The sequence below is a fragment of the Rothia sp. 11273D007AR genome (genome assembly GCF_053547255.1).
Genome location: NZ_JBPPWJ010000010.1, coordinates 56460 through 76354 on the forward strand (window position 1 = coordinate 56460; position 19895 = coordinate 76354).

The 19895-nt window shown below is 61.3% G+C and carries 17 protein-coding genes, 1 tRNA gene and 1 other RNA gene; 13 read left to right on the forward strand and 6 right to left on the reverse strand.

What is annotated here, in order from left to right; all coding sequences use genetic code 11:
* Positions 1–81: 81 nt before the first annotated feature.
* Complete coding sequence (locus ACED88_RS07065) at positions 82–792, reverse strand: queuosine precursor transporter (protein WP_449109164.1); 711 nt, start codon at positions 790–792, stop codon at positions 82–84.
* Positions 793–1011: 219 nt separating this feature from the next.
* Between ACED88_RS07065 and ACED88_RS07070 the strand changes: the two genes are divergently transcribed.
* Positions 1012–1680, forward strand: a complete 669-nt coding sequence (locus ACED88_RS07070) for a TetR/AcrR family transcriptional regulator (protein ID WP_449109165.1) — start codon at positions 1012–1014, stop codon at positions 1678–1680.
* A gap of 15 nt (positions 1681–1695) precedes the next feature.
* On the opposite strand, the gene ACED88_RS07075 is transcribed toward ACED88_RS07070, so the two are convergent.
* A complete protein-coding gene (locus ACED88_RS07075) occupies positions 1696–2019 on the reverse strand; it encodes a type II toxin-antitoxin system VapB family antitoxin (RefSeq protein ID WP_237207049.1) in 324 nt (107 codons plus the stop codon).
* A gap of 117 nt (positions 2020–2136) precedes the next feature.
* On the opposite strand from ACED88_RS07075, the gene ACED88_RS07080 reads away from it, so the two are divergent.
* Both ACED88_RS07080 and pnuC read left to right on the forward strand, forming a co-directional pair.
* Positions 2137–3324 carry an AAA family ATPase gene (locus ACED88_RS07080; RefSeq protein WP_449109166.1) on the forward strand — a complete coding sequence of 396 codons (1188 nt, stop codon included), beginning with the start codon at positions 2137–2139 and terminating at the stop codon, positions 3322–3324.
* A gap of 30 nt (positions 3325–3354) precedes the next feature.
* The gene (gene pnuC / locus ACED88_RS07085; RefSeq protein WP_449109167.1) at positions 3355–4230 is read left to right on the forward strand and encodes a nicotinamide riboside transporter PnuC; all 876 of its coding nucleotides are present in this window, start codon (positions 3355–3357) and stop codon (positions 4228–4230) included.
* Between the two features lie 46 nt (positions 4231–4276).
* Here pnuC and ACED88_RS07090 read toward each other — a convergent pair.
* Positions 4277–4361 (reverse strand) — tRNA-Ser (locus ACED88_RS07090).
* Between the two features lie 199 nt (positions 4362–4560).
* Here ACED88_RS07090 and ffs point away from each other — a divergent pair.
* The 6 genes from ffs (at position 4561) to ACED88_RS07120 (ending at position 12636) form a co-directional block, all read left to right on the forward strand.
* Positions 4561–4657: signal recognition particle sRNA small type (gene ffs / locus ACED88_RS07095), an RNA gene on the forward strand.
* Positions 4658–4931: 274 nt separating this feature from the next.
* Positions 4932–7877: a DNA polymerase III subunit gamma and tau gene (locus ACED88_RS07100; protein WP_449109168.1), complete on the forward strand. Its 2946-nt coding sequence runs from the start codon at positions 4932–4934 to the stop codon at positions 7875–7877.
* 12 nt (positions 7878–7889) lie between these two features.
* Positions 7890–8999: a recombination mediator RecR gene (gene recR, locus ACED88_RS07105; protein ID WP_449109169.1), complete on the forward strand. Its 1110-nt coding sequence runs from the start codon at positions 7890–7892 to the stop codon at positions 8997–8999.
* A gap of 147 nt (positions 9000–9146) precedes the next feature.
* Positions 9147–10436 carry an aspartate kinase gene (locus tag ACED88_RS07110; protein WP_449109170.1) on the forward strand — a complete coding sequence of 430 codons (1290 nt, stop codon included), beginning with the start codon at positions 9147–9149 and terminating at the stop codon, positions 10434–10436.
* A gap of 231 nt (positions 10437–10667) precedes the next feature.
* Positions 10668–11288 (forward strand): hypothetical protein, encoded by a 621-nt coding sequence (locus ACED88_RS07115; RefSeq protein ID WP_431463637.1) that lies wholly within the window; start codon positions 10668–10670, stop codon positions 11286–11288.
* Positions 11289–11715: 427 nt separating this feature from the next.
* Positions 11716–12636: a 3-methyladenine DNA glycosylase gene (locus tag ACED88_RS07120; protein WP_449109171.1), complete on the forward strand. Its 921-nt coding sequence runs from the start codon at positions 11716–11718 to the stop codon at positions 12634–12636.
* Between the two features lie 121 nt (positions 12637–12757).
* On the opposite strand, the gene ACED88_RS07125 is transcribed toward ACED88_RS07120, so the two are convergent.
* Together ACED88_RS07125 and ACED88_RS07130 are read right to left on the reverse strand one after the other, a co-directional pair.
* Complete coding sequence (locus ACED88_RS07125) at positions 12758–13765, reverse strand: NADP-dependent oxidoreductase (protein WP_449109172.1); 1008 nt, start codon at positions 13763–13765, stop codon at positions 12758–12760.
* Between the two features lie 54 nt (positions 13766–13819).
* Positions 13820–14203 carry a DUF1304 domain-containing protein gene (locus tag ACED88_RS07130; protein ID WP_449109173.1) on the reverse strand — a complete coding sequence of 128 codons (384 nt, stop codon included), beginning with the start codon at positions 14201–14203 and terminating at the stop codon, positions 13820–13822.
* Between the two features lie 94 nt (positions 14204–14297).
* Between ACED88_RS07130 and ACED88_RS07135 the strand changes: the two genes are divergently transcribed.
* The gene (locus tag ACED88_RS07135) at positions 14298–14873 is read left to right on the forward strand and encodes a TetR/AcrR family transcriptional regulator (RefSeq protein ID WP_449109174.1); all 576 of its coding nucleotides are present in this window, start codon (positions 14298–14300) and stop codon (positions 14871–14873) included.
* On the opposite strand, the gene ACED88_RS07140 is transcribed toward ACED88_RS07135, so the two are convergent.
* Positions 14870–15856 (reverse strand): Fic family protein, encoded by a 987-nt coding sequence (locus ACED88_RS07140; RefSeq protein WP_449109175.1) that lies wholly within the window; start codon positions 15854–15856, stop codon positions 14870–14872. The two genes, ACED88_RS07135 and ACED88_RS07140, sit on opposite strands and share 4 nt — an antisense overlap.
* A gap of 482 nt (positions 15857–16338) precedes the next feature.
* Between ACED88_RS07140 and purS the strand changes: the two genes are divergently transcribed.
* From purS to purL, 3 genes are read left to right on the forward strand one after another with little or no spacing between them, the layout of a single operon-like run.
* Positions 16339–16590 carry a phosphoribosylformylglycinamidine synthase subunit PurS gene (gene purS, locus ACED88_RS07145; protein WP_135013794.1) on the forward strand — a complete coding sequence of 84 codons (252 nt, stop codon included), beginning with the start codon at positions 16339–16341 and terminating at the stop codon, positions 16588–16590.
* A 5-nt stretch (positions 16591–16595) separates the two neighbouring features.
* Entirely contained in the window at positions 16596–17405 is an 810-nt protein-coding gene (purQ, locus tag ACED88_RS07150; protein WP_449109176.1) for a phosphoribosylformylglycinamidine synthase subunit PurQ, read from the forward strand.
* Positions 17406–17430: 25 nt separating this feature from the next.
* Positions 17431–19749, forward strand: coding sequence for a phosphoribosylformylglycinamidine synthase subunit PurL (gene purL / locus ACED88_RS07155; protein WP_449109177.1), 2319 nt, complete (start codon positions 17431–17433; stop codon positions 19747–19749).
* The last annotated feature ends 146 nt before the right edge of the window (positions 19750–19895 follow it).

Below are 19895 nucleotides of genomic sequence, written 5' to 3' on the forward strand. Positions count from 1 at the left end.
GCCCCCCACCTGAGTGCCCACAAGACTCTCGCAGCGCTTAGGCCGCGAGTGGACGCCGCGCGAGTCTGGTGGGCACTTACCCTACCGGGCGGGGCTGTAGGTGGGTTCCTTGCGCTTGAACCAGCCGATGACGGGGTAGGTGACGGGCAGCAGGAGTAGCTCTACGGCGCACTTGTACACGTAGCCCACGATGACGTAGTTGAGGAAGTCGCCGAAACTTGTAATTCCAATAATGGGAGCGGCGATGGAGCAGAAGATGACGGTGTCAGCCAGTTCGCCGACCAGGGTTGAGCCCATGAGTCGGCCCCAGAGGTGGCGGCCGCCGGTTGCTGCCTTGAGCTTCACCAGCACCCAGGAGTTCAGTAGCTGGCCCGCCAGGAAGCCCAGCAGGGAGCCCGCAAGAATCTGGGGCACGGGGCCCAGTACGGTTTCAAGGGCGGCCTGCCCCTCGTAGAAGTCGGCGGCGGGCAGGGCGATGAGCACCCAGAAGCTAGCGGCGGCAGCAGCTGCGGCAACGAAGCTGGTGATAATGGCACGGCGGGCTAGTTTAAAGCCGTAAATTTCGCTGATCACGTCGCCCAGCACGTAGGCCAGGGGGAAGAGGAAGAAACCGCCGTCGGTGATGATTGACCCGAAGGTCACACCTTTAGTTGCCCCAATGTTGGAGAGGATGAAGACCACGCAGGTAGCTGCCAGAAGCAGGTCGTAGTAGGTGCGGGTGGGGCGGGCAAAGCCGGTATCGGCGGTGGTGTGATGAGCGGACGCCGGTGAGCTGCTGGTGGGTGTAGACACAGTTATCCCCTGGGTTGAGTATCGGTTTGAAAGGTGCCCACCTGCCACCTGGGCGCCCACTAGCTTACCGATTTTTGGGCGGCGTCGCACGAGCCGCCGGGTGTGGGGTGGGGCGCAGTGGCGTCCGCACCGGTGGACCAGTGGCAGGTTTTGCTGACAGTTTGCTGGGTTCTGTCGTGAAAAATAGGTTTTAGTGACAGATAGCGGTAAGGTGTCATTATGCCTCGAATTACCGCCGCCACCAATGCTGCCCAGCGCGAGAACACCAAGCGCGCTATTCTCGATTCCTTCGGCCGTCTGCTCTATGAGCGCGGTCTACCCGGCCTCACCATGACCCACGTGGCCAAGACCGCCGGCATCGGCCGCACCGCGGTCTACAACTACTTTGCCGACATGGGCGAACTGCTCATTGCCTATGCCCTCGACGAGACCGAGCGCTTTCTCACCGAGCTGCGCGAGGCTCTGGCCGGGATTGAGAACCCCATCGACCAGCTGGCTGTCTACGTGCGCCTGCAGATTGAGGACCTTTCCCGCCGCCACATGCCTCCCGGCCCCGCTATGCGGTCAGTTCTTTCACCCGAGGCTTTCGCCAAGCTGGGCGATCACGTGCGCGAGCTGCAGATGGTTCTGGCAGGCATTCTTTCCGCGGCGATTGAGCGCGGCTACCTACCCGAGAATGATATCCGTGAGCTGGCTCAGCTGGTACATGGCTCCTTATCATCCAGCGCCGACCGCACCGACGAGGCTAGCGATAGGGCAGCCCGCGAGCGCCATATTGAAAACACGATTCGCTTTATTCAGCTGGGTCTGGGTGCACGCTTTGATGAGAGCGGGCGCCCCGTCCGCCTAGACGGCACCCCCGAGGTGCACCTGGTAGCTGCTTCCTAGCTGTAGCTGGCACCCCTAGCCCTGGGCCAGCAGCGAGGGGGCTAGGGCATCTAGGTCGAGCACGCGGGCGTACATGACGGCGCGGCGCTGTAGGGCGGTACGCAGGGCGCGGTGGACGCCGTCTTCAAGGTAGAGTTCACCCCGATAGCGGACGACATGCGGGAAGAGGTCACCGTAGAAGGTGGAGTCTTCGGCCAGGAGGGTTTCGAGGTTGAGGTTTTTCTGGGTGGTGATCAGGCGATCGAGGCGCACCTGTGAGGGGGCAATGGAGCCCCAGGTACGCTGAGTAAGCCCGTGATCGGGGTAAGGGCGCGTGTCGCCTACACCTTTGAAAATCATGCGGTCTATTGTACGCCGGGCGGGGGGGCAGGGCCTAAGTAAAGCCCGGTGAGAATTGCCCCACCGGCACCCCAACGTGCCGCCGATCATATTCATGACACTCTATTACTTAAAGTCATGTTGACCTTATTTGCTTTGGTTGCCCGCGCGGTGTTTAATCGTGGCTATGCGCGGGCTACCAGCCCGCCCCAGCCCAAGGACACCATGCTTTACAAAAAACAGCTCACCGGCTCCCACGTGGGGCTCGTGGTTGGCAGCTTCGCTCCCCTGCACCGCGGCCATATCGACCAGATTCTACGCGCCAAGAAAGAGAACCCCGGCGGCACCCTGGTAATTGTCGCCGGTTCCCAGCAGGACGCCGGTGAGCAGGCAGGCATGAAGCACACCAAGCGCTACCGCTATGTGTCTGAGCACTTTAAGAACGATCCCCTCGTCATTGTCGATTCCCTCGATGAAACCGATCTCACCAGCCCCGAAGCCTGGGATGACGCCCTGGACGGCTTCTGGGCTACCCACGTGGCGGCGGGCGCTGAGCGCCGCCTCTACCTGCTCGATGAAGAGCACATCTCCCGCTTTCGGGCAGGGTATCAGGACGCCGACGGGCAGCTTCCCGCCCGCCTGGCACCTTGCCAGCTGCCGGCGTCCGAACCGGACATCCGGGAAAACCCGCTGGCCCACTGGGACCTCATCGCCCCGCCCTTCCGCCGTTTCTTTACCCGCAACGTCCTGGTCATGGGGGCTGCCTCAGGCGGAAAAACCACCCTGGTAGAGGACCTCGGCAAACTCTACAATGCCCCCTACTCCTACGAGTACGCGCGGGTCTACCAGGTCGAGGCCAACATCCGCGATGAGGACTACGACCTGCTGGACTACCAGAACGTGCTCACCGGCCAGTTCAACCTCAACCGCGAAACCATCGACAGCCCCGGCAACCGGGGGCTCACCCTCATGGACACCGACGCCATGGTCACCAAGGCCTACGCCGCCATGAGCGCCGCCGACCCCGCCAGCGAACTGAGCGAGACCGACTACGCCAAGCTCCTACCCCTGGCCGACTCCCTGATTGCCAAGGCCCGCTGGGATCTCATTCTCTTCATCCCGCCGGTGGGGGCCTCTGGCTACACCCTCGACGGCTTCCGGTCGCAGACCAACAATTCCGATGACTACCTCAGCGAGATTTCCCGCATCATGCTGGCCGAAGTTGAGGCAGCCGGGCTGCTTGACCGCCTGGTGCTTCTCGACGGCGCCGACTACGCCGAGCGCTACGAGCAGGCCAAGGCCGCTATCGAACGCCTCCTCCCCTAGCCCCTACCCCTGTCACCCGAAAGATTCATCATGAGCGCACCCACCACCGGCCAGGCCCCGGCCAACCCCCTGGCCCGCCTTGCCAAGGCCACCTACACCGACCTCTTCACCGGCTACACCCCCTTTGAGAAGGTATTCTTCCCGGCCCTGATTCTGCTGCAGGTCGTGGTCAGCACCGTGGCCTTTGAGGGCTGGCTGAGCTTCATCACGGCCTTTGCGGGCATGGTCTGCGTGATTCTGGTGGGCAAGGGGCGCCTATCGAACTACTTCTTCGGCATCGTGCAGAACGTGCCCTACCTGATTCTGGCCTACCAGGCCTACTTCATCGGTGAAATCACCATCGCCGCTTTCTACGTGCTCACCCAGTTCTGGGGCCTCTACATGTGGCGCAAGAACATGCGGGCAGCCAAGGAGCAGCACGAGCTCGGCGGCGCCTCCTTTGACGGGGCTGGGCAGCTGGCCGGTAGCCGCGCGGTGACCAGCGGTACCGGAACTAGGGGCGCGGACGCCGGTGGGCAGGGCCGTGCGTCCGCTCTGGCACGTGCCGCCGAGGGTACCCCGCTGGATGTGCAGACCCGCCGCCTGACCCTGCCCGCTATCGCGGGCGTGCTGGCGCTACTGGCCGCGGCATCGTGGGGCTACGGGGTGCTACTGAACGGTTGGGGTTCTAACCAGCCCTACGTTGACGCTTTCACCACCGTCATCGCCCTGATTTCGCAGGTATTGATGGTCTACCGCTTCCGCGAGCAGTGGGTCGGCTGGCTGGTACTGAACGCCGTGCAGATCTACCTGTGGTCAACCGTGGAGGGCGGCGGCAACATGGCCATCATGGCCATGTACCTGGGCTTTATCGCCAACTCGGTCTACGGCTGGTACAACTGGACCAAGCTGTCTCGCAAGAGCTAAAAAGAAAAAGCCGGTTTCATCAAGTGGGCGATGAAACCGGCTTCAGCGGAGGATGGGGGATTTGAACCCCCGAGGGCGTGAACCCAACACGCGTTCCAGGCGTGCGCCATAGGCCGCTAGGCGAATCCTCCAGGCTGTTGCTTAGCTATTTGCATAGCTTCACGAAAGCGAACAGATACGAGCATACCCCATGCCCGGGCGTCCGCGCAAATTCATAGCTGCGGCGGGCGTGCCTGCCCTCCCCTCATCGCGCCCGCGGGCACCCCGCCCTTATTTAAGAAGCTCTCTCTACCGTCCTTTGTTTTTCGCGGCGGCTTAGGGTACAGTTATTGGAGCCCCTTACGTGGCGTCATCTTGGAAAACTCCCCCAGGGCCGGAAGGCAGCAAGGGTATCTGGGCTCTGACGGGTGCGTAGGGGGTCTTTATTTTGCCCAAATCTGCCAGCCTCCCCACTAGGGACCAGAAAAATCACAATAGTATGTGTGGGCGTTAGGGATTTCGGGAGGAATCTGGTCCCTACTGACGCACAGCGGGGCGGACGCCGGGAGCAGCTTAAGCCTTTCGCGCACGGTTCTTAAAACGTCAGCCACCCCCACTACACTGTTAACCAGCACACCCGGGGCGGCGAGCGCCTGATTCTTTCTCTCTGCTTTTCTCCCTGGGCCGGGCTCAGTTTTTCTGCACTCAACCGAAGGTTTATTGTGAGCACTGCGCTGTATCGCCGTTATCGCCCTGAGTCGTTTGCCGACGTTATCGGGCAGGAGCATGTCACCGAACCTCTCATGACTGCCCTTGAGAAGAACAGGGTCAATCACGCTTACCTGTTCTCGGGTCCGCGCGGGTGTGGCAAGACCACCTCGGCGCGTATTTTGGCGCGTTGCCTCAACTGTGCCCAGGGCCCTACGCCTACTCCCTGTGGTGTGTGCGAGTCCTGTAAGGAGCTTTCCCGCGACGGTGGTGGTTCCCTCGATGTGATTGAGATGGACGCCGCTAGCCACGGCGGTGTGGATCACGCCCGTGACCTGCGTGAACGCGCTACTTTTGCGCCGGTGCGTGACCGCTACAAGATTTTCATTATCGACGAGGCTCACATGGTCACCCGCGAGGGCTTCAACGCTCTGCTCAAGATCGTGGAAGAGCCCCCGGCGCACATTAAGTTTATTTTTGCGACCACCGAGCCTAACAAGGTGCTCGGCACTATTCGTTCGCGTACCCACCACTACCCCTTCCGCCTGGTGCCCCCGCAGATCCTGGGGGACTACCTGGCTAAGCTCTGCGCCGAAGAGGGTGTTAAGGTTGCCGACGGTGTGCTGCCGCTGGTCGTCCGCGCCGGTGGCGGTTCAGTGCGTGACTCGCTGTCGATCCTTGACCAGCTCATGGCGGGTGCCTCTGACGAGCAGGGCATCTCCTACGACCTGGCTGTTGCCCTGCTGGGCTTTACCCACGGCGAGTTGCTCGACGAGGTTGTCGATGCTTTTGCTTCTGGCTCTGCCGCCGAGGTTTTCGCGTCGGTCGATAGGGTGATTCAGACAGGCCAGGACCCCCGCCGTTTTGTAGAGGACCTGCTCGAGCGCTTCCGCGACCTCATTATTGTGAAGGCCGTGCCCGACTCAGCGGGCTCGATTCTGCGCGGCCTTGCCGCTGACCAGCTCGACCGTATGCGCGCCCAGGCTGAGCAGCTGGGTTCTGCTGAGCTGTCGCGGGCTGCGGACGTCACCAATGAAGCCCTGAACGAGATGAGCGGGGCAATGAACCCCCAGCTTCACCTGGAGCTACTCTGCGCCCGCATTCTGCTGGCTGCCGGGGAGCAGGGCGTCGGCAACCTAGCTGCCCGCCTTGATCGGCTTGAGCGCAAGCTGGCGTCGGGGCAGTTCCCTGCGCCCGCGGGCGGTCATTCTGCACCCGCAGGTTCCGCGTCTGGCACCGGTGCGGACGCCGCCAGCCCCCTGGCACGCGCCCGGCAGCAGCTAGCCCAGCAGGGTGGCGTCGAAGGTCAAGCCCCTGCTCAGCAGGCTCAATCTCAGCAGCAGGCTCAGCCCCAACGTCAAGACCAGCCCAGCCAGCAGGGCCAGCCAGTTCAGCAACCTCAGGCTCCTGCCCAGTCGGGCGGCGCGCCTCTAGCCGGTACGCCCGGTACGTCCGGTGCCCCTTTGGCTGGGGCTCCTTTAGCGGGCACTCCCTTGAGCGGTGCCCCGCTAGCAGGCCGGGGCGTTCCGCCGCTCGGTGGGCCGCAGCAGTCTGCCCAATCTCCCCAGAGCGCCCAGCCTGTCCAGACCGGGCAGCAGGCGTCCGCTCCTCAGAGCCCAGCGCGTCCGGTGCCCGGTGAAAACACGGTCGATATGGTGGCGAACTCCTGGACCGATGTAGTGGCTAAGGTGCCTGCCCCCTTTGCCCGGGCTCAGTTTGCCCTGTGTGAGCCGTCCAAGTTTGAAAACGGGGCCCTCTTCCTGCGGGCCGAGCTGCCCGTACTTAAGGCCGTCAAGGAGTACCTGCCCCAGCTTCAGCAGGCTCTCTTCCAGGTGCTGGGTCTGCAGGTGCAGCTGCGCGGTGAAATCAAGAAGCCCGGCGACGGCGGCGATAACCCCGGCGGTGGGCGCCCTAGTGGCGGACGTCCCGGCGGCCCCGGCGGCTCCGGCCCGTCAGGCGGAAGCCCGACCCCCGCGCCTCAGGCTGCGAACAGGCAGCCCGCTGCCGATGTCGCTGAGGGCCCGCGCGGTGGCGACCAGGCCTGGGCAGCGCACGGCCAGCCCCGCTCACCGGAGCCTCCCTCGTGGAGCCCCGATGACTGGAACAACCCCGTCACCTCCTGGTCGGTAGCAGCTATCCCCAGTGGCGATGCGGCCGAGACCCCCGAGGAACAGGCGCCATCAGCCCCGCGTCTGCGCGTGATTGAGGGTGAGGCAGACCCCGTTGAGATCGCCAAGGCCCAGCACCCCTCCCGCGGCCCCCAGGAACAGCAGAATATTGCCCTGGCGCGCGATACCGCCCAGGAGTCAGAGGACGCCGAAGCCGCCTCCCAGGAGCCCCACGAGGATAGCCCGCACGCGGTTTCCCTTGAGCCCGTCCCCAACAGTGAGGGCCTGGCCGAGCAGGGGCATAAGGACGCCGACAACGCCGCCCTCCAAGAAGAGGCCAAGGGCGAGAACAGCGCCATGCCCCAGGCTCAACACCAGGAACAGGCACCGGCTCAGGCCCCAAACCAGGCGCCAGCCCAAGCACCGACACAGAACCAGCCTCCGGTGGCCTACGAGTACGCTGACTACGACGGCGGCTACTTTGACGATGCCCCCGAGGACGAACCCGAGTACGTCGCCGGGGTCGGCTACCTTAAGGCTAAGACTCCGCAGGGTGCCCCAGCTCAACCAGCTGCTCAACCAGCTGTTCAGCCAGCCGCCGAGCAGGCCACCACCCCACAGCCCGGCAGTGGTAAGAAGCTCTCGTTCCGCGAACGCCACGCGGCGCAGATTGCGGCCGGCCAGCGGGCCGTCCAGCAGGCGCAGACCCCCGCCCCGGCAGAAGCCCCCGAGGACTTCACCCCCAGCGACGACGACGCCGCCCTTGAGTCGTCCGTGCTGATTGGTCAGCGGGCCGTTGAGAAGATTTTGGGCGGCAAAGTAATTGACGAACAGCCCCTTCACCAGGGCTAACAAGGAGTTTTTGTGTACGAGAGTGCCGTCCAGAACCTGATTGACGAGCTGGGCCGCCTACCCGGCGTGGGCCCTAAGTCAGCCCAGCGTATCGCCTTCTACATTCTGAATGCGGAAAGCTCTGAGATGGCCAAGCTCACCGACGCTATCGCACGTGTGAAGAAGACCGTGAGCTTCTGCGAGATCTGCGGCAATGTCTCTGAAACCAAGCTCTGCGCTATCTGCCGCGACGAGCAGCGCGACCCGGCGGTGCTGTGCGTGGTGGAAGAGTCCAAGGACGTGGTGGCCGTTGAGCGCACCCGCTCTTTCACCGGCCGCTACCATGTGCTGGGCGGGTCCATTAACCCTATGGCCGGTATCGGGCCGGAACAGCTGCGCATCCGCGAGCTGGTGGCCCGCCTGTCGGATGAGCGCATCACCGAGCTGATTCTCGCCATGGACCCCAACCTTGAGGGTGAGGCTACCGCAACCTACCTCTCGCGCCTGCTGGTGCCCATCGGTATTCGCGTGTCGCGCCTGGCGTCGGGCCTGCCGGTGGGTGGCGACCTGGAATATGCCGACGAAATCACCCTGGGCCGTGCCCTTGAGGGCCGCCGCATTATCAGCGAGGGCACCCGCGCTGAGGTCGCAAACCCCGCCGAAGATTTTGAGGCCGCCCTTGAGGCAGAAACCGAGGCCAAGGAGCAGCAGGCCGCAGCGGAGCAGGCAGCTAAGGGCCCGCGGGCCCGCTGGTCTGGTTCCATGTTCGATGATCTTGATAGCGAGGACGCCGCTGCCCCCTCCCCTGCCGAAGGGCAGGAGGGCGGGGGGAAGCGTCCGGACGCCGCCCCCACAGCTCCCAGCGAGCCTTCCCCGGCTGAGGGGCAGCAGGGGGACCTGAACGAAGAGCTGTTGGAGCAGGAGCTGGCGGGTATTCCGGGTGAGCTGTCTGCCGAAGAGAAGGCTGAACTCGCGGCGGCCGCCGCCTTTGAGGCTGAAGAGGCCGGTGAGGGCGTGCAATCAGAAGAGCTGCGCGATGCCTACGAGGCCAAGCTGGAAGAGCTCAAGAAGACTCCGCTGCGCACGGTTGCCCCCGAGATCCCGCCGATTCCGGGTAAGACCTACGTGAACCCTTGGACCTAAAAAACCTTGGGTCTGTAATTTAGCGTCACACACGTTATATTCCCGTCATTTGAGCAAAAATCGTTCAAGTGCCACGCCCACCCCTACGATAGATTTAGGCCGGAAAATGCCCGGCACCTTCAACACCTTTGTACTGGAGAAGTTTCAATGAGCCTGATTGTCCAAAAGTTCGGTGGGTCCTCGGTTTCTGATGCCGAGGGTATTAAGCGTGTAGCTCGCCGTATTGTGGACACGCAGAAGGCTGGCAACGAGGTCGTCGTGGTGGTCTCAGCAATGGGCGACACCACCGATGAACTGCTCGACCTTGCGGCTGAAGTAACCCCCAACGCCGGCCCCTCGCGTGAACTCGATATGCTGCTGAGCGCCGGCGAGCGAATTTCTATGTCCGTCCTGGCCCTGGCTATTAACAACATGGGCGGCCGCGCCCAGTCCTTCACCGGCTCCCAGGCCGGCATGATTACCGACGGCGTGCACGGTTCTGCCCGCCTGGTTGAGGTTAACCCCGAGCGTATTCGCACTGCCCTTGATGAAGGCTACGTCGCCGTTGTCGCAGGCTTCCAGGGCATGAACCGCCAGACCCGCGACATCACCACCCTGGGCCGTGGCGGCTCAGACACCACCGCGGTTGCCCTGGCGGCAGCCCTGAATGCTGATGTCTGTGAGATTTATTCAGACGTTGATGGTGTGTTCACCGCTGACCCGCGTATCGTGCCGTCCGCCCACAAGCTCGATACCGTTACGAGCGAAGAAATGCTTGAGATGGCTGCTAATGGCGCCAAGATTCTGCACCTGCGTTCGGTGGAGTACGCGCGCCGTTTCAACCTGAAGCTGCATGTTCGCTCTTCGTTCTCACAGCTTGAAGGCACTCTCGTTATCCCCGACAATGAGGGTATGGAAACTAATTTGAAGGAGATCCCCTTGGAACAGCCCCTCGTCTCGGGCGTCGCCCACGACCGTAGCCAGGCTAAGGTCACCGTTATTGGTGTACCCGACGTGCCCGGTTCCGCGGCCAAGGTGTTCGGTATTCTCAATGAGACCAACGTGAACCTCGACATGATTGTTCAGAACGTCTCAACCGACCGCCCCGACGTCACCGATATCTCCTTCACTCTGCCCCAGGACCAGGGCGCTGCCGCTCTGGCTGCGCTTGAAGCTAAGAAGGCTGAGCTGGGCTTTGAAGAGGTCCAGTACAACGAGTCCATCGGTAAGCTGTCGCTGGTGGGTGCGGGTATGAAGTCTAACCCCGGCGTGTCCTTTAAGTTCTTTGATGCGCTGAGCACCGCCGGTGTGAATATCGAAATGATTTCTACCTCTGAGATTCGTATTTCGGTTATCACCGATATTGAGAAGCTTGATGAGGCGGTGCGCGCTGTGCACTCAGCTTTTGACCTTGATACCGAGGGTGAGGCTACCGTTTACGGTGGTACCGGCCGCTAGGTTGTGAACTAGGTTTGTCCGCGAGGACGCTCGGGCCCCGGGCTGGCAGCACCACGCTGCTGGCCCGGGGCTCGGCTTTTGCCCACTTCTAGGATGTGCAAAAAATATTTTCTGCATTTTTATCTAAAGACTTGTCGAGAATACATAGACCGGTATAGTATCGGCATACATCACATCTTCTTTACCCCCAAATTCAGCCAACCGGCTGGTCAAGCACTAAAGGAGTAGGCTATGAAAGCTACAACCACTCAGAAAACCCTGGCAACCACGCTGATTCTTGCAGGTCTACTATCCGGGGGAGGATTCACAAGCGCTAATGCGGTAGAATCCACCAGCACAATCGCAACAACGGCCGACACTCGCCTTACCGACATCTCAGACGAACAAATTAACCGCTACGACCGACATGTTACCACTGGGCTGATGGGAGATTTCTCAATCAGGAGCGATTCAAATCTTTCCCCCGCAGATAAGGCGATTTTGCAGCAGATTCTCACCAAATCCAATCAAGAACGCCGCGAAGCGCTATCCAATCTCCCCCAGCATGCGAAGGCTACTGGAAATGAAATTCAGTCAGCTGGCGGTGGCGTTATCTTCCACTGGTGGGGTCAGACGCTCTGGTTAAATAACATAAACTCATACAGACTCTCAGCACTACTCGCTGGCGGTGCAGCAATTTCTACCGTAGCAGTATTCATTACCTCGGTAACTGGTGTAGGAGCAGTAGTGGCAGGTGGATTTGCAGCAGCTTTCGCGGTTGTCTCGGCCGCATCTTTAATTTGCAACTGGAACCAGCGAGGAATTAATATTCATCGGGCTCACAGCACAGCCGTCTGGTGCACACCTCGGTAGATAAAATCTTACCAGTAGCCCATCAAGGAAAATATAAAATGAAAAATATACTACGCTGGATATCTTTATTATCTGCTCTTCCACTTTTGTTCTATGGGGTATGGTATTTTATTGATCCGACTGCCTTTAACAAGTACATCATCCTTATTCTCGTAACAGTCACCGGAGTTTCTACAACTTTAGCAACAGTCCTTTCTGTGAAGCATGAAACTTAAAGATTATTATCTATAAGGTATGCCAGACCCACAGTCACTGTGGGTCTGGCATACCTACCCCTTATAAATAACCCTTTTTCTGAAGACTTGATGTTGCATATTGTTTTTGCTCCGTGCTCTCCTTTCTCTTTCGTCCTTGACTTATCTGAGGTGGCAGGGAAAGGAAGGGATGTTTTTCTAGCGCGGGATGAAGGGCCGTTAGAATAGACCCCATGCCCCTCACCCTCCTCGCCCCGGACGATTGGCGTGCACTCGCGCGCGCCCATGAAGAACGCTCCGGCCGCTACGCCCTGCCCTTCGCACGCCGCCGCGAGCGCGGCCAAGCCCACCCCGTTGAAGACTTCCTCTTCACCTACTACACCCTCAAGCCCGGGCAGTTTATGCGCTGGCACCCCGGTGCGGGGGTTATTCTGCAGGACGCCGGTGAGCGGGCAGACTGGAAGTTCTACCGGGCCGCTACCCAGCAGGAGCTAGAAGAGGCAGGCCTACCACCTGCCGAAGCCGCTGCGGCGGCGCAGGCGGGCACCAGCGTCCTTGTCGATACCGAAAAGTTTGCTGAGGCCCGCGCCTCAGCCATTGATTTTGCGCGGATTATCCTGGGCAAAACCGCGGCCAAGCCCGGTTTCTTTGGCTGTTTTGGCCTGCACGAGTGGGCTATGGCCTATAAGTCGGTGGAGAATAACATCCGCCACGACTACCTAGAACTGCGCCTGGGGGCAGAGGGCACCGACCGGGTGGTTGAGAGCCATAAAATTAGGTGCTCCCACTTCGATGCCTTCCGGTTCTTCATGCCCCAGGCGGTGCCCATGAACGAGCTACAGCCCACGCGCGAGCAACAGCGCAACCTAGAGCAGCCAGCCTGCCTGCACGCCAACATGGATATCTACAAGTGGGCCTACAAACTCCTACCCCTGATACCCTCGCACCTGGTCATGGACTGCTTCGAACTGGCCTGGGACGTGCGCGAACTCGACATGAAAGCCGCCCCCTACGACCTAAAGGACTGGGGTTATGAGCCGGTTGCCATTGAAACCCCTGAGGGTAAGGCCGAGTACGTGCGCCAGCAAAGGCTCTTCGCCGACCGGTCTGTGGCCCTGCGGCAGAGGTTGCTCAATGCTATCGAGTGCGTCTAAGCCTGTGGGCACGGGTTGCCTCTCGACCGCGAGGGGACCTGAAAACTTAAAAGGGACCGCGTAGTATGCGGTCCCTTTTAGGTTTTGCGGTCCCCTTTCAGCGTGTTCAGCTTGCCGGAGCCTAGAGCTTGACCACCATCTTGCCGGTGTTAGCACCCTGCATCATGGCGATGAAGGCTTCGATGGTGGAGTCGAGCCCCTCGTAGACGGTCTCGTCATAGGCGATCTTGCCGTCGGCAAACCAGCGGCCCATCTTTTCGCGGAACTCGGGGGCGACGTCCAGGTACTCCCCCAGGGTGAAGCCCTGCATGGTCAGGCCCTGCTTGACCATGTTGGTCATGTTGTCGGGGCCGGGGGCGGTCTCGTTGGTGTTGTAGGCAGAGATCGCGCCGCAGAGCGCCAGGCGGCCACCGCGGTTCATCACGTCGAGAGCGGCTTCGAGGTGGTCGCCGCCGACGTTGTCGAAGTAGACGTCTACGCCATCTGGAACCAGCTCGGGCAGGGCCTGCCGCACGGGGGCCTCCTTGTAATTGAGGGCTGTATCGTAGCCGTATTTACTGGTCAGCAGCTCAACCTTCTCAGCCGATCCAGCGCTGCCGACAACGCGGGAGGCGCCGAGTAGGCGGGCGATCTGCCCGACGGCGGTGCCCACGGCACCCGCTGCGCCAGAGACGAACACGACGTCGCCTTCTTTCAGGTGGGCGATGCGGGTCAGGCCTGCGTAGGCGGTCATTGCCGTCATGCCCAGCATGCCAAGGTAAAGCGAGGACGGCGCCCCGGCAGGCAGTTCCGGCAGGGCGGTAAACTCGCGAGCGGCGCCTTGGGCGTAGTCTGCCCAGCCCTGCTGGTGCGAGACCAGGGTACCTACGGGCAGGCTTTCATCGTGCGATTCAACAACGCGTCCGACGGCCCCGCCGGTAATACGTTCGCCCAGGTTGTAGGGGGCTACGTAGCTCTTAGCGTCGTTCATGCGTCCGCGCATGTAGGGGTCAACCGAGATGAACTCGTTTTTAACGCGTACCTGGCCATCAGCGAGCTCAGACAGGGTAACGGTGGCAAAGTCAAAGTTGTCGGAGGTAGGCCAGCCGCTGGGGCGGGAGGCAAGGCGGATTTCACGTGCTTGTGTCATGATTTTTCCTTTCGAACGCTGTTTAACCAGTTCTACGCCTGTGGGCGACTTTTGTTAAAGGACTGCGCCAAGAGCGATCAAGATGACGGCGAGCAGCGGGAAGGCACCCTGTTTCATGGCGGCGGAGCGCTTGTCGGGTGAGGTGATGAAGAGGACGGCTGCGGCGGCCAGCATTGACCCGGTACCGGCGAGCATGAGGGCTAGGCCCACGGCGGGGGCACCGGCGAAGTGGGCCACGGCACCGGCAGCGGCGATGATTGCCAGGAAGAGGTTGTAGAAGCCCTGGTTGTAGGCCATTTCCTTGGTCTGTTCGGCTGATTCACGGCTCATGCCGAAGACTGGCAGGGCTCGGGTGGTCCAGGCGAAGGATTCGAGGTAGAAGATAAAAACGTGCAGGGCGACGGCGAGCAGTAGGGCGATGATACCGGCGATGGTCAAGGGGATATCCTTTCATAGGTTTTTGTAACGCTTATTCCAATATATACTAGAATGGTCAGTACACAATTTTTTTAGCTATGAAACGAGGCACACCATGGGGCGCACAGCAACCTTCGACCGAGCGGACGCCGTCAGGGCAGCTCGCGGCGTCTTTTGGGACCGGGGCTACGAGGCAACCTCAATCCCCGACCTTGAACAGGCAACCGGCCTCAAGCGCTCCAGTCTCTACCACGCCTTCGAGTCGAAAAAGGGGCTTTTTGACGAGGTGGTAGAGAACTACCTGGCAGAAAGCGTCCGTCCGCTCCTTGCCCGCATCACCAGCGGTGACGCGAAGCCCGATGCCCTCAACGACTACTTTGCGACCCTCACCAGTTCCATCAGCTCTGCCGATAGCCACCCCGGCTGCCTGCTCATAGCGGCAGCTAACGCCCCGGTGGGCACCGACCCAGTGGTCAGCGCAGCCGTCAGCGGCTACTACGACGAGTTGTTTGCCGCCTTCCGTGCGGGGCTGGGCAGGGCGCGTCCGCACCTCACCGAGGCCGAAGCGGACGGTCAAGCCCGCACCCTGGTTGCCCTCACCATCTCAGCCCTGGCCCTAGCCCGAACCAACAAAACCCTCGCCCTAGCCAACCTGCAGGCAGCGCAGGCGCTCCTGGCCGTTCAGGACTAAACAAAACGCCGACGGCCCGCCCGCTGGGCAAACGCGTCAAGCGCTTCCGTCAAGGCAGGGGCAGACCAGGCATTTTGCCCGCGCACTTTCTGCTCCCGCCGCAAGATACCGGTTTCTACCAGGGAATCAATAATGCGATAGGTGGTAGATCTAGCCACCCCCGCGTATTCTTCTAGCATTCCAGCCGTGAAAGCTGGCTCTGAGCAGCAGAACCTTGCCACCCTACGCACCGCTTCAGTCACTCTCGGACGCGAGGCAAGAATCTGCTCATAAAACTGTTCAATATCCTGGGCAAGCAAACGAGTATTAGCCAGCGATGATTCAATGGCATCCACAAAACACAGGATGATGGGCTCTATATCCCCGCGCCTATACGCCTCCAGGGCAGAAACATACCCCTCAAGGTCATAAAGCAAACCGCTCGACAGGGGAACCACCACATACTGCGTCACTCCGCGCGCCTTTAGCAGAGATGAGATGAGCGCTCTCCCGGTACGCCCATTCCCATCTGTAAAAGGGTGAATAGTTTCAAATTGGGCATGAGCAAGAGCCGCCTGCACGGTAGGATCAAGGTCCCGGCGCCCCAAAAAGACAACGAGGTCTTCAAGCAACCCAGGCACATCCTCCCAGGCAGGTGCTACGTACCTGGCTGTGACAGGGGATTCTCCCCCAATCCACACCCATTCTTTTCTCAGCTCACCGGCATCACCTTGAACACCCGCTGTAAGCTCCTCGTGCATAGTCAGCAAAGCGTCGATGCTGAGTTCGTGGGCAACGTCGATTGCAGCTTTCATGGCGCGGACGTTGCGGGCGACAAGTTCGGCATTACCCCCTACCGGCGCACCAAGTGCAGCAAGCGAGAGTTTTCGAGCATTTACCGTCAGATTTTCAATCTGTGAACTTGTGGCAGATTCTCCGCGCAAAAGCACCGTAGCGAACGGGAAGTGAGCAAATGATGCCTGTTCATGATCGAACCTTGTCATAGCCACTGATGCCGCAGATGCGCTAGCCAGCACATCTGCACTGAGCCTCACAGGAGCCTCAGAAATATGCGGAACGTGCGGCACCTGAAAAGTACCTCGATTTTTCCGCTGGCTCCGACGAGAGGCCAAGGAGTCACGGTGCACCCACAATCGCTCTGTATATGTAAGAGATGGCCAACCCTGCATGTTTCCTCCTGCGAGTCTCTCTTGAGAAAATGCACCTCAATTTTCCCATTAAGCTGTTTATATAGAAAATCACGGTTTATTTTCCCAATATCTACTCGTCAGCAGCGAGCGTGCGCCATATCGCCGAGCGTGCGGTTGCCGGGCGCACGCTCAGCGATATAACGCACGCTCGTCATGACCGGACGCCGCAGAAAAGCCCCGCGCCCCACCGTCTCACTTTGGCGCATGCGGTGCCCCAACCCGGTAAAATGAGACCTGGCTCTATATAGATTCCAGCACCCAAGGAGTGCCCATTCATGGCCCGTATTGTTGTTGACGTTATGCTCAAGCCCGAAATCCTCGACCCCCAGGGCAAGGCTATCGCTCACGAGCTTCCCCGTATCGGTCTGAATAACTTCACCGATGTTCGTCAGGGTAAGCGTTTTGAACTAACCGTTGATGGTGAAGTCACCGAAGAACTGCTCGCGCAGGCCCGCCAGGCAGCTGAAGAGCTGCTGTCTAACCCCGTGATTGAAGACGTCGTCAACGTCGAAGCTCTGGAGGACTAAAAGACGTGGCAGAATCCCTCGCAGCAACCGAAGTGCCCCTGGTGGGCGACTTCTCCCAGCCCACTCCCAACCCTGCCCTGGCCGATGTGCGCGTTGGCGTCATCACCTTCCCCGGCACCCTGGACGACCGCGACGCCTCCCGCGCCGTCCGCCTGGCAGGTGGCACCCCCGTACCGCTGTGGCACGATGAAGCAGCTCTACACGATGTAGATGCTGTGATTGTGCCCGGCGGTTTTTCGTATGGTGACTACCTGCGCGCAGGCGCTATCGCAGCGAAGGCCCCGGTCATGAGCAAGGTCGTTGAAGCAGCTAGCGCAGCTGGAACCTCGGGTTCCGCTCCCCTGCCGGTGCTCGGCATCTGCAACGGTTTCCAGATTCTGACCGAAACCCATCTGCTGCCCGGCTCCATGATTAAGAACGATCACCGCAAGTTCATCTGCCGCGATCAGACCCTGCGCGTTGAGACCAACCAGACTGCCTGGACCGGTGACTTCGAAGCGGGCCAGAACATCGTGGTTCCCCTCAAGAACCAGGACGGTCAGTACGTCGCCGACGCCAAGACCCTTGAGGCTCTTGAGGCTGAAGGACGCGTGGTGTTCCGCTACGTGGACGTTAACCCCAACGGCTCCCGCAACGACATCGCCGGTATCGCCAACGAGCGCGGTAACGTCGTGGGCCTCATGCCCCACCCCGAGCACGCGGTCGAGCCCGGCTTCGGCCCCTCGTCCTCCGGTTTTGGCACCGTGGGTCTGCGCGGTGGCGCGGACGGCCTGGGCGTCTTCACCTCCGTACTCAACCAGCTGGTTTCGGCCTAAACGCCTCGCATAAGGAATAAGAATTTTGAGCGAAAAGAAGTTTAACCTCGATACCGTTGAGCACGCCGCTGCCACCCCCGACACCGAGCTGCCCTGGGCTGAGCTGGGTCTGAAGGAAAACGAGTTCGAGGATATCAAGAAGATTCTCGGCCGCCGCCCCACCGCAGCCGAGCTGGCCATGTACTCGGTCATGTGGTCAGAGCACTGCTCCTACAAGTCCTCCAAGGTTCACCTCAAGCAGTTCGGTGCCAAGGTCACCGACGAGATGAAGAAGGACCTCATGGTCGGTATCGGCGAGAACGCCGGTGTGACCAACATTGGCAACGGCTGGGCCGTGACCTTCAAGATTGAGTCCCACAACCACCCCTCCTACGTTGAGCCCTACCAGGGTGCAGCGACCGGCGTGGGCGGTATCGTGCGTGACATTATCTCAATGGGTGCCCGCCCCGTGGCCGTCATGGACCCCCTACGTTTCGGTGCCATCGACCACCCCGACACCGCCCGCGTCCTGCCCGGCGTTGTGTCTGGTGTTGGCGGCTACGGCAACTCCCTGGGCCTGCCCAACATCGGCGGCGAGGTCGAGTTCGACGAGTGCTACCAGGCCAACCCCCTGGTCAACGCCCTGGCTGTGGGTATCATGCGCCACGAGGACATCCGCACCGCTAACGCCTCAGGTACCGGCAACAAGGTGATTCTCTTTGGCGCCCGCACCGGTGGCGACGGCATTGGCGGCGCTTCCGTGCTGGCCTCTGAGTCCTTCGACGACACCAAGCCCTCCAAGCGCCCCGCTGTGCAGGTGGGCGACCCCTTCGCTGAGAAGGTGCTGATTGAGTGCTGCCTGGAGCTCTTCAAGAACTCCATCGTTGAGGGCATTCAGGACCTCGGCGCCGCAGGTATCTCCTGCGCCACCTCCGAGCTGGCCTCCAACGGCGACGGCGGTATGCACGTCGACCTGACCAAGGTTCTGCTGCGCGACCCCACCCTGACCCCGGGCGAGATTCTCATGTCTGAGTCCCAGGAGCGCATGATGGCGGTTGTGACCCCCGAGAACCTGAGCCGCTTCGAAGACATCATGAAGAAGTGGGACGTCGAGTACTCCATTCTGGGTGAGGTCACCGGCTCCGGCCGCCTGACCATCGAGTGGCAGGGCGAGATTATCGTCGATGTGGACCCCAAGACCGTCGCTCACGACGGCCCCACCTACGAGCGTCCTTACGCCCGCCCCGAGTGGCAGGACGCCCTGCAGGCCGACAAGTTCACCGGCTCGGAGGCGGACGACGCCCGCCCCACCGGCGCTGAGCTGGGCGAGGCTATCAAGGCCTTTATGGCTGCCCCCAACATGTGCTCCAAGTCCTGGATTACTAACCAGTACGACCGCTACGTTCAGGGCAACACCGCTCTGTCTATGCCCGATGACTCCGGCGTGATTCGTGTGGACGAAGAGACCGGCCTGGGCGTTGCCCTGGCAACCGACTCTAACCCCCGCTTCACCAAGCTCGACCCCTACGAGGGTGCGAGGGCGTCCCTGGCTGAGGCCTACCGCAACGTGGCTACCGTGGGCGCCCGTCCCGTGGCTGTCTCTGACTGCCTGAACTTCGGTTCCCCCGAGGATCCGGACATCATGTGGCAGTTCGCTGAGGCCGTGCGCGGTATCGCTGACGGCTGTATGGAACTGGGCGTACCCGTGACCGGCGGTAACGTCTCCCTCTATAACCAGACCGGCGGCAAGGCCATTAACCCCACCCCCGTGGTTGCCATGATGGGCGTGATGGACGACGTCACCCGCCGCACCCCCTCCGGCTGGGCTCCTGAGCATGACGGCCAGGCCCTCTACCTGCTGGGCACCACCCGCGACGAGCTGGACGGCTCCGAGTGGGCCCGTTTCAAGGGCCACCTGGGCGGCCTGCCCCCCAAGGTTGACCTGGCTGCCGAGAAGCTGCTGGGCGACATGCTGGTGAACATGAGCCGCGACGGCATGATTGATGCTGCCCACGACGTCTCTGCCGGCGGCCTGGCTGCTGCCCTGGTTGAGGGCTGCCTGCGCTTTGGCGTCGGTGCCCGCGTTGGCCTGGGTGAGGTTGCTGAGCGCGACGGTATCGACCTCTTCACCCTGCTCTTCTCTGAGTCCCTGGGCCGCGTGGTTGTGTCTGTGCCCCGCTCCGAGGAAGTTCGCTTCAAGGACATGTGCACCGCCCGCGACTACCCCTTCGCCCGCATCGGCGTGGTCGATGCCGCCTCTAACGCCCTGGATATTCAGGGTGAGGTCGCTATCGACCTGGACGAGCTGCGCGAGGCTCACGAGGGCACCCTCGCCCGCCACTTCGGCGAGGTTGCCCCCAGCTAGCCTCTAGCTACACGGTGTAAGGACGCCGCCGCGCCCCTCCCCTGCCTTCGGGCAGGCAGGTGCGTGGCGGCGTCCTTCTGTCTTAGCCTGTGCAGGGTTCTTGGGCTGTGTGCAGAGAAAACCCTGCACACAGCCCAAGAAACCTG